The sequence below is a fragment of the Limibacillus sp. genome, from assembly GCA_037379885.1.
Lineage (GTDB): Bacteria > Pseudomonadota > Alphaproteobacteria > Kiloniellales > CECT-8803 > JARRJC01.
Map to the genome: position 1 here is coordinate 1 of JARRJC010000063.1, position 7,930 is coordinate 7,930.

Annotated in this window: 8 protein-coding genes; 1 reads left to right on the forward strand and 7 read right to left on the reverse strand. The window is 64.1% G+C overall.

The annotated features are described in order from the left end of the window. The 5 genes from P8X75_13440 to P8X75_13460 all read right to left on the reverse strand — a co-directional run. On the reverse strand, positions 1–624 hold a 624-nt coding region (locus tag P8X75_13440; protein MEJ1996184.1), incomplete at its 3' end, for a hypothetical protein. A 144-nt stretch (positions 625–768) separates the two neighbouring features. Beyond that, positions 769–1,308: a VUT family protein gene (locus P8X75_13445; GenBank protein MEJ1996185.1), complete on the reverse strand. Its 540-nt coding sequence runs from the start codon at positions 1,306–1,308 to the stop codon at positions 769–771. 68 nt (positions 1,309–1,376) lie between these two features. After that, positions 1,377–2,135, reverse strand: coding sequence for a phosphatidylcholine/phosphatidylserine synthase (locus P8X75_13450; protein ID MEJ1996186.1), 759 nt, complete (start codon positions 2,133–2,135; stop codon positions 1,377–1,379). Positions 2,136–2,158: 23 nt separating this feature from the next. Then, the gene (locus P8X75_13455; GenBank protein MEJ1996187.1) at positions 2,159–2,851 is read right to left on the reverse strand and encodes a phosphatidylserine decarboxylase; all 693 of its coding nucleotides are present in this window, start codon (positions 2,849–2,851) and stop codon (positions 2,159–2,161) included. Positions 2,852–2,970: 119 nt separating this feature from the next. Further along, positions 2,971–4,590 (reverse strand): cation:proton antiporter, encoded by a 1,620-nt coding sequence (locus tag P8X75_13460; GenBank protein MEJ1996188.1) that lies wholly within the window; start codon positions 4,588–4,590, stop codon positions 2,971–2,973. Between the two features lie 232 nt (positions 4,591–4,822). Between P8X75_13460 and P8X75_13465 the strand changes: the two genes are divergently transcribed. Beyond that, complete coding sequence (locus tag P8X75_13465; GenBank protein ID MEJ1996189.1) at positions 4,823–6,286, forward strand: hypothetical protein; 1,464 nt, start codon at positions 4,823–4,825, stop codon at positions 6,284–6,286. 62 nt (positions 6,287–6,348) lie between these two features. Here P8X75_13465 and P8X75_13470 read toward each other — a convergent pair whose 3' ends face one another. Both P8X75_13470 and P8X75_13475 read right to left on the reverse strand, forming a co-directional pair. Next, on the reverse strand, positions 6,349–6,912 hold the full coding sequence (locus P8X75_13470) for a hypothetical protein (GenBank protein ID MEJ1996190.1): 564 nt from the start codon (positions 6,910–6,912) through the stop codon (positions 6,349–6,351). A gap of 85 nt (positions 6,913–6,997) precedes the next feature. Beyond that, positions 6,998–7,930 (reverse strand): sulfotransferase domain-containing protein (locus tag P8X75_13475; protein MEJ1996191.1); only part of this gene is annotated, 933 nt, incomplete at its 5' end.

Below are 7,930 nucleotides of genomic sequence, written 5' to 3' on the forward strand. Positions count from 1 at the left end.
TGAATAAGCCGCGGAAAGGGGCACCTCCATCGTCTCGATAGCCCGCAGCTTGATGGAGAGGTTCTCGCCACTCTGGCCTGCCAGCCCCAACGCAGCCACTGCGCCCCCCAACGGGCCACCAACGCCGAGGTCGCCGCCTCGGACGTTCACGATCGCCACATCCGGCAAGGCCGCCAAGCGGAGGCGGCTTTTGTTCGCGTCTCCATTCATGCCTGAGTAAAGAGACTGCGAAGCGGTCGGCTGCGCCCAGCACGCGCCGGGCCGCGATGCTTCGGGCTTCTGGTCTCCTTCAGCCCCCGCAGCGGCAGCATGACAACCGACATTCTTGGTGGCGGGCAGCGCCATGCGTCCGCCGTTGTATGTCTCCAACTCGTCGGTCAGGTCGATGTACCCGAGGTTGAGGTAGCCCAACTCGAAGCGGCCGGAGTCTTTGACCGCCAAACGTAGGTCTCCGACGAAGACATCCTCCCTCAAGGGATAGATCGGGATCAAACCGTAGCTGCTAAGCGTCGTGGACCATTGGTCTTTAACGGAAACACGCGGCGGACTGGCGCAGGCCGAGAGGATCAGCGCTGCGGCAAGCAAGCAAAGAACAGATTTCGGGCAAAATGGTATAATCTTCATAACTGAAACCCTAAGTATAACAGGGTACAGTCTAGTTTAACTATTATACAGTTTGAACGTTTAAATTGTTACATACGATTATATGCTACTTTTAATAGTTTTATTTATTATTTATAAGAAGAAACGCCCAAGAATTCATAATACTCACGCATGCCGTAACCTATCCGGGTAGTAGGCGACGATCAGGCGGAAGACCGGCAGCAGCGTCGCGGCCATGAAGAGCTTCGCGCCGAAGTCGCCCAGCGCCCAGGTGACCCAGGGCAAGCCGGTCGCCGCGAAGGCCAGCGAGAAGAAGAGCGCGGTGTCCACCGCCGAGCCCAGAAGGCTGGAGACCAGCGGCGCCTTCCACCAGGTCTGCCGACGCAGACGGTCGAAGACCCAGACATCCAGGAGCTGTGCGACCAGAAAGGCGCTGCCCGAAGCGATGGCGATGCGCAGGTCGACCAACAGCGAGAGCGCCACGCCCAGCGCGAAGCCCACATAGACCACGCGGCGCGCGCTGCCCGCGCCCAGAAGACGGTTGGTCGTGTCGGTCACCAGAAACGCGATCGGATAGGAAAAGGCGCCCCAGGTCAGCCAGTCGTTGATCGGATGCTGCACCAACTCATTGGAAAGCACGATGACCAGCGCCATCGCGATCACGGGCGGCAACAGCAACAACAGCGGGTTCTTGGCGGCGGCCATGGTCTCAATTCCTCGTTCTCGGGTCGGGCTTTTGGGGCGCTAGGCTTTATGCCTTCATACCACCGCTGTCAATCGCGGGCGGCTTCCTCGCGCGCCTGACGGCGATAGGCGTGGTAGGAGACCGGCAGCATTGAAAGATAGAGCAGGCAGGCGAAGGTCATGGCGAGCCAGGGATTGGTCAGCAGCAAGCCGACGAAGGCCGCAAAGACGATCAGGAGCGGCAGGACGTACTCCCGCTTCACCCTTTGGCGCTTCAAGGAAAAGGTCGGCAGCGTGCTGACGGCGAGCAAGCCGATCAGGATCAGGTAGACCGCGATCAGGAAGGGCAGATCCTCCGCGATCCGAACGCCCAGGAAGTCGAGGAAGAGCGGCAGCAACGCCAACGCGCCGACCGCCGGGGCGGGCACTCCGGTGAAGTAGGCGCCTGTCCAGGCCGGCTTGGATTTATCCGTCGAGGTCACGTTGAAGCGCGCCAGCCGCAACCCGCAGCAGATGGCCAGGATCATGGCCGCCAACCAGCCCGCGGGTCCGGTCCCTTGCAGCAGCGCCACGTAGACCAGCAGCGCGGGCGCAACCCCGAAGTTGACAAAATCGGCCAGGGAGTCGAGCTCGGCCCCGAAGCGCGTCGTCCCGCGCAGAAGGCGCGCCACCCGCCCGTCTATGCCGTCCAGAAAGGCCGCCAGCAGGATCATCACCACGGCGGTGCCGTAGCGCCCTTCAATCCCAAGGCGCATGGAGGTCAGACCGGCGCAGAGCGCCAGCACCGTCACCAGGCTGGGGATCAACTGGCGGATCGCCAGTTTGGGTTTTTTGTCCAGCTCGCTCATGGCTTTCAGGCCGGCTCCCTCTCCTACTCCAGGCTGGCGGCGCGGGCCGCCTCCTTGGACTTCGTATCGGCCAGCACGGTCTCGCCCGCCACCATGGTCTGGCCGACACTCACAAGCGGCGCCACGCCCTTGGGCAGATAGACATCGACCCGGCTGCCGAAGCGGATCAGGCCGAAGCGCTGACCAGCGCGCAGATGCACGCCCTCCTCCACCTCGCAGAGAATCCGCCGCGCCACCAGGCCGGCGATCTGCACGACCCCGAAAGAGTCACCCCCCGCGGTCTCGATGACAAGGCCGTTGCGCTCGTTCTCCTCGCTCGCCTTGTCGAGGGAGGCGTTCAGGAACTTGCCGGGATGGTACGCGATGCGGGTCACCTCACCGGGCACCGGCGCGCGGTTCACATGGCAGTTGAAGACGTTCATGAAGGTCGCGACGCGCATCAGCGGCTCTTCGCCCAAGCCCAGTTCGACCGGCGGCACCGCCTCCTCCACCAGGCAGACCACGCCGTCGGCGGGCGCGATCACCAGTCCCTCGCGCTGAGGCACCGCGCGCGGCGGGTCGCGGAAGAAGTAGTAGCACCAGACGGTGGCCGCGGCGCCCAACCAGCCCAAAGGCTCCCAAAGCAAAAACAGCAGAGCCGCAACCGCGGCGAAGATGGCGATGAAACGCACACCCTCGCGGTGAATCGGCACCGCCACGATCTTCAGCATGTCCATTTCTCAGTCGTCCCTTGCCAGTGGCACCGCTCCAGACTTCCCGCCTGGGCGGTGATCGCCGCTGAATTCGGCTGAAGCCATAGCAGCCGCCGTGGCTTTAATCACGGAAAACCGGTCCTTCAATCCGCCAGGATCTCTTCGATATGGGTCGCGAACTGCCGGCTGGTGGGCGACAGCTCCTGAATCACCTGATTGGCGCCCGAGGCGCGCAGCTCCTCCCCGTGGGCCTCGTCATAGGCGCGGGCGATCACCCGCATATCCGGGAAGATGTAGTGGACCAGGGCGACCAGCCGCAAGGTGGCGGCGGGGTCGTCGAGGCAGACCGCGATCGCGCGCGCGGACTGGAGATGCAGCGCCTCCAGCATGTCCGGGCGTGTGACGTCGCCGAAGACGATGGGGATTCCCTCCGCCGCGGCGCTTTCCACCTTGCGGCTGTTGGCGTCGACGGCGATGTAGGGCGCGCCCTTCTCCTTCATCTGGCGGGCCAGATCGCGGCCCAGCCGGCCGAACCCGGCGATCACGATGTGCCCCTCCAGGTCTGCGGTGATCTCGTCGTTCGCGGGTCTGGAGTAGCGCTTCCTCTCGCACCAGCCCTGGACGCGCCGCCCCAGGCCCGCCAGCAGCGGCGTCAGCAACATGGTGATGGCCACAGCGATGCCGCATGCCTGGGCGATCTCCTGCGGAACAAGACCCGCCATGGCGCCCGCGGCCAGGATCACGAAGGAGAACTCGCCCGCCTGGGAGAGCAGGAGGGAAAAGCGCAAGGCCTCCCCCACCGTCAGGCGCGCGGTGGCGCCCACCAGCAGCAGCAACGCCGCCTTCAGGCCCAGGATGCCCGCCGTGGCGCCCAAGGTGCTCCAGGGGTTGGCCCAGGCGTAGCCGGGATCCAGCGCCATGCCCACCGAAAGAAAGAAGAGGCCCAGCAACAGCATGCGGAAGGGCAGGATGTCGGCGGCGATCTGATGTCGGTAGCGGGTGTCGGCGAGAAGCATGCCGGCGACGAACGCGCCGAGCCCCATGCCCAACTCCACGAAGTCGGTGAAGATCGCGCTGCCCAGGACCACCATCAGCGTAAAGGCGGTGAAGACCTCCGGCGAGCCGATCGCCGCGATGTAGCGGAACAGGGAAGAGAGCAGATAGCGCCCGAAAAGCACGAAGGCCAGCATCGCCACGGTCATCTTGCCGGTCAGCAGCGCCAGTTCGCTCCAGGCGATGGATTGGGAGCGCTCGACGATGGAGATCAAGACCAGGATCAGCGCAACGGCCAGGTCCTGCGCCAGCAGCACCGCCACCGCCGTACGCCCCATGCGGCTCGAGACCTCCCGGCTTTCCGAGAGCAGACGCAGCACCAGGGCCGTCGAGGAAAGTGAGAGTGCGGCGGCCACGACCACGGCCGCCGTCCCGCCCAGCCCATAGAGCCAGAGCAGCAGTGAGAGCGCCGCCGTCGTAAGCAGAATCTGCGAAAGGCCGTTCAGCGCCATCTGGTTGCGCAGCGTTCTCAGGCGCTGCAACGGCAGTTCCAAGCCGACGGTGAAGAGCAGGAACACAACCCCCAACTCGGCCAGCAGGTCGATCGTGGCGTTGTGCCCGATGAGGCCGAAGGCGTGCGGCCCGATGAGGGTGCCGGCGAGCAGGTAGCCCAGCACCACGGAGGTGCGCAGCAAACGCGACGCCGCCGCCGCCGCGATGGCCGCCGCCAGGATCACCACAACGTCCTGGAGATGTGAGCCCGCTTCCATGCCTGCCTTGCCTCGTCCCGCCTCGCCGCGCTCGAACCGGGTGAATCGCTTCTGAAGAAAGATCGCCTTTCAGAGTACCTTCAAGACTTCATTTTTCGCCAGTTTTCCCGTAAAAAGGAGTGAAAGAATAATAGAGTACAATTCTTCACAATGATCTGGCGGAGCAAAGCGGGTGTTCCGTAGATTAGAATCGGCCGCGTTTTTGGGGGGGCCGTTAAGGTAGGGTGTTATCATGCGACTGATCGATATTCTGGTGGGCAACCGCCATGTCTCCCGTGACTCGGCGATGCAAGCCCTTGAGCGGCAGCACAGTGAGGGCGGATCGGCGACCCGCCACATGGTCAGCGAGGGAACGCTGGACGACCGGGTGGCGCGCGACGTCATGGCCGACCTGCCGCGCGAGCCCGAAACGCTGGAGGAGTTGGGCCTGCGCCAGTCCCTGCTGCTCGAGCTGCTGCTCAAGACCATCTACGTGCGCAAGGTGGAGACGGCGCTCGATCTGGCGGCCAACCTCTGCATCAACTATTCCATCGTGAAGACGCTGCTGGACGAGGCCATTGAGCGCAAGCTGCTGCACATCATCGGCATGTCCAGCGCCGGCATGTCCGAGCAACTGCGCTACGCCATGACGCCCGACGGTCGGGACATGGTGCGCGAAGCCTACCATCGCAACAGCTACGTCGGCCCGGCGCCGATTCCCATGAAGGAGTTCGCCGCGCGCGCCCGGCGCCAGACCATCCGCAGCAACCGCGTTACCGCCGAGGAACTACGCGAGGCCATGCGCGGTGCCGTCCTGCCGCGCGGCTTCGTCAAGAAGGTCGGCCCGGCCGTCAACCTGGGCGAAGCGGTCCTGGTCTACGGCCCGCCGGGCAACGGTAAGACACTGCTCGCCTCACAGATCGGCACGGTGTTCAAGGACTGCGTCCTCCTGCCCTATGCCTTGGAGATCGACTCCGAGATCATCAAGTTCTACGACCCTTCGATCCATCAGGACGTCTCGATCAGCGGCGAGATCGGCGGCGGCGAACTGGACGAGCGGGAGAGCTATGGGCGGCTCGATCAACGCTGGGTCGCCTGCCGCCGTCCGCTGGTCATCTCCGGCGGCGAGCTGACGCTGGAAATGCTCGACCTCGCCTACAACGAGGCGACCGGCTTCTATGACGCGCCCTTGCACATGAAGGCGGTTAACGGCGTCATGCTGATCGACGATTTCGGGCGCCAGCTGGTCTCGGCCAAGGACCTGCTGAACCGCTGGATCATGCCGCTGGAAAAGGGCGTGGACTACCTGAAACTCCACACCGGCAAGTCTTTCGAGGTGCCCTTCGACGAGCTGGTGGTCTTCTCCACCAACCTGCGGCCGATCGACATCATGGACGCTGCCTTCCTGCGCCGCGTGCCCTACAAGATCCATATCGAGGCGCCGACCAAGGAGCACTTCCTCTCGATCCTGGACAAGGAGGCCGAGGCCGCCGGCCTCACCTTCACCGAGCAGCAGCGGGAGGGCATCTATCAGGCGATCATGGCCATGCCCTACGTGGCGCTGGCGGCCTATCAGCCGCGCTTCATCGTCAACCAGATCCTGGCACAGTGTAAGTTCCTGGGCATCGAGTCCGAGGTGAATCAGGATCTGATCGACGCCGCGCTGGAGAACCTGACCATCGAGGACGAGGGCGAGCAGTCGCCGAGCTTCCAATGAGGTTCCAGCTCCCCGGATAGCAGCGCCCCGGATAGTGGCGCCCGGCCCGATGCGCAGGCTCCTCAGAACAGCGTGCAGCGGCCGATGGTGATGGTCGGGGCGACCTCCGCCGTGTCGGGCCCTTCGACATAGCCGTTGGGTGAGACCAGCATGAAGCGGTTGGTCTCCGTGTTCATCCGGAAGAAGAACTTGCTGGCGAAGGCGTAGGCCCCGAATTCGCACTGGAGCGTGGCGAAGACCTCGCGCGCCTGACACTGCAGCACCGGCCAATCCTTGCCGTATTCGCTGAGGCTGTAGACGAGGCGCATGGGCAGGTCGCCGTCCTCGAAATCGAGCGCCCCGTCCCCCGGCGGCGCGCCTTCTTCCGCCAGCCCCTCTTCCGCCAGCCCCTCTTCCGCCTTACGGGCCCGCTGCTCGGCGAGCGCGCCATAGTCCACGATCTGCCGCGTGGCGAAGACCCACTTCATCTCCTCCGACGGAAAGCCCGCCTCTCGCCAGTCGGCGGTCTCGGCATCGAAGCGGAAGCCGGTCGTCTTCTCCCCCTCGCACAACCAGCGGGGCCCCTCGAGGGCCTGGGCGCTCTCGCCCCAGAATAAAGCGAGCAATGCAATAAGAAACAACCTCATGCGCCCTAGAATGGCAGAGCAGGCGCGAAGAGCAAGCCAATCGAGGCCGTTTGCGCAGGAACGCCAGAGGCCTTGCTCCGCCCCTTCAGGGGCAGTCGGATACCCAGGCGTCATCCTTCTCGTAGCCGAGGGCGACCAGCAGGTCCGCATGACGTTTGGCGAAATACTCGGCCTCGCGCCGACCGAAATGGTTACGCCAATCTCCGGGAAGGCCCTTTCGATAGTGGTGTTTGGGATCCTCCTCGCCCATCTGGCGCTGGCCGGCGAGCCGCTCGAAGGAATGGCTGCGAACGCAATCCAACAGCCGGTCGAGTTGTAGATCGCTGTTCAAGACCCGATAGGTGACCTGTCCGCCCTTCTCTACGCGCGGGAACAGGGCGTCGAAAAGCCCGCGCCAGAAGCGCTCCGGGTAGAGGGCCATCGTCTCGAAACGCAGTTCCTGGATCCGTGGGTCGCCATAGTTCCACGATCGAATGTTGTGGAGCACTTTGGTCTCGAAATCGATCTCGAGGAGCAGGCCCTCGGACTTAGGCAGGGACTCGAGTGCCTTCCGGTGGGCGCTCAAGGCGGGCCACCCCTCGGTCGGATGGCTGTAGAGGTGCGAGAAGTACCCGGAGACGACGAGATCGCGCGGATCGCGCACGACGTGGAAGCCGACGAGGTCCTCAATCGGGGCGACGTGATCGTAGAATGCATTCACATGGGCGACGACATCGATTGCATCGTCACGGATGCAGCGCGGCAGGTCGCCGTCAAACTGCAGCGGGCTATGGTAGCTCTGGTAGCGCAGCCCCAAGGCCTCGCAAACGCACTTGAGCACCAGTTGGATGGTGGTGGTGCCGCATTTGTGATGCCCGAAGAAACCGATGCACGCCATATCGCCCAACCCCGCATCACCCAACTCCGCGGTCCCGCTCTCAGCCGCGCCAACGATGTCACGACAGGGTACCGCGCAACGGCCACCCATCCTTCTAACCAGACGGCCCGCCGTTCCGCAACAGGACGCAAGCCCATCGGG

Bases quoted from the DNA above. Each gene is read 5' to 3' on its own strand.
- P8X75_13445 (MEJ1996185.1), bottom strand. From the start codon at position 1,308: ATGGCCGCCGCCAAGAACCCGCTGTTGTTGCTGTTGCCGCCCGTGATC.
- P8X75_13450 (MEJ1996186.1), bottom strand. From the start codon at position 2,135: ATGAGCGAGCTGGACAAAAAACCCAAACTGGCGATCCGCCAGTTGATC.
- P8X75_13455 (MEJ1996187.1), bottom strand. From the start codon at position 2,851: ATGGACATGCTGAAGATCGTGGCGGTGCCGATTCACCGCGAGGGTGTG.
- P8X75_13460 (MEJ1996188.1), bottom strand. From the start codon at position 4,590: ATGGAAGCGGGCTCACATCTCCAGGACGTTGTGGTGATCCTGGCGGCG.
- P8X75_13465 (MEJ1996189.1), top strand. From the start codon at position 4,823: ATGCGACTGATCGATATTCTGGTGGGCAACCGCCATGTCTCCCGTGAC.
- P8X75_13470 (MEJ1996190.1), bottom strand. From the start codon at position 6,912: ATGAGGTTGTTTCTTATTGCATTGCTCGCTTTATTCTGGGGCGAGAGC.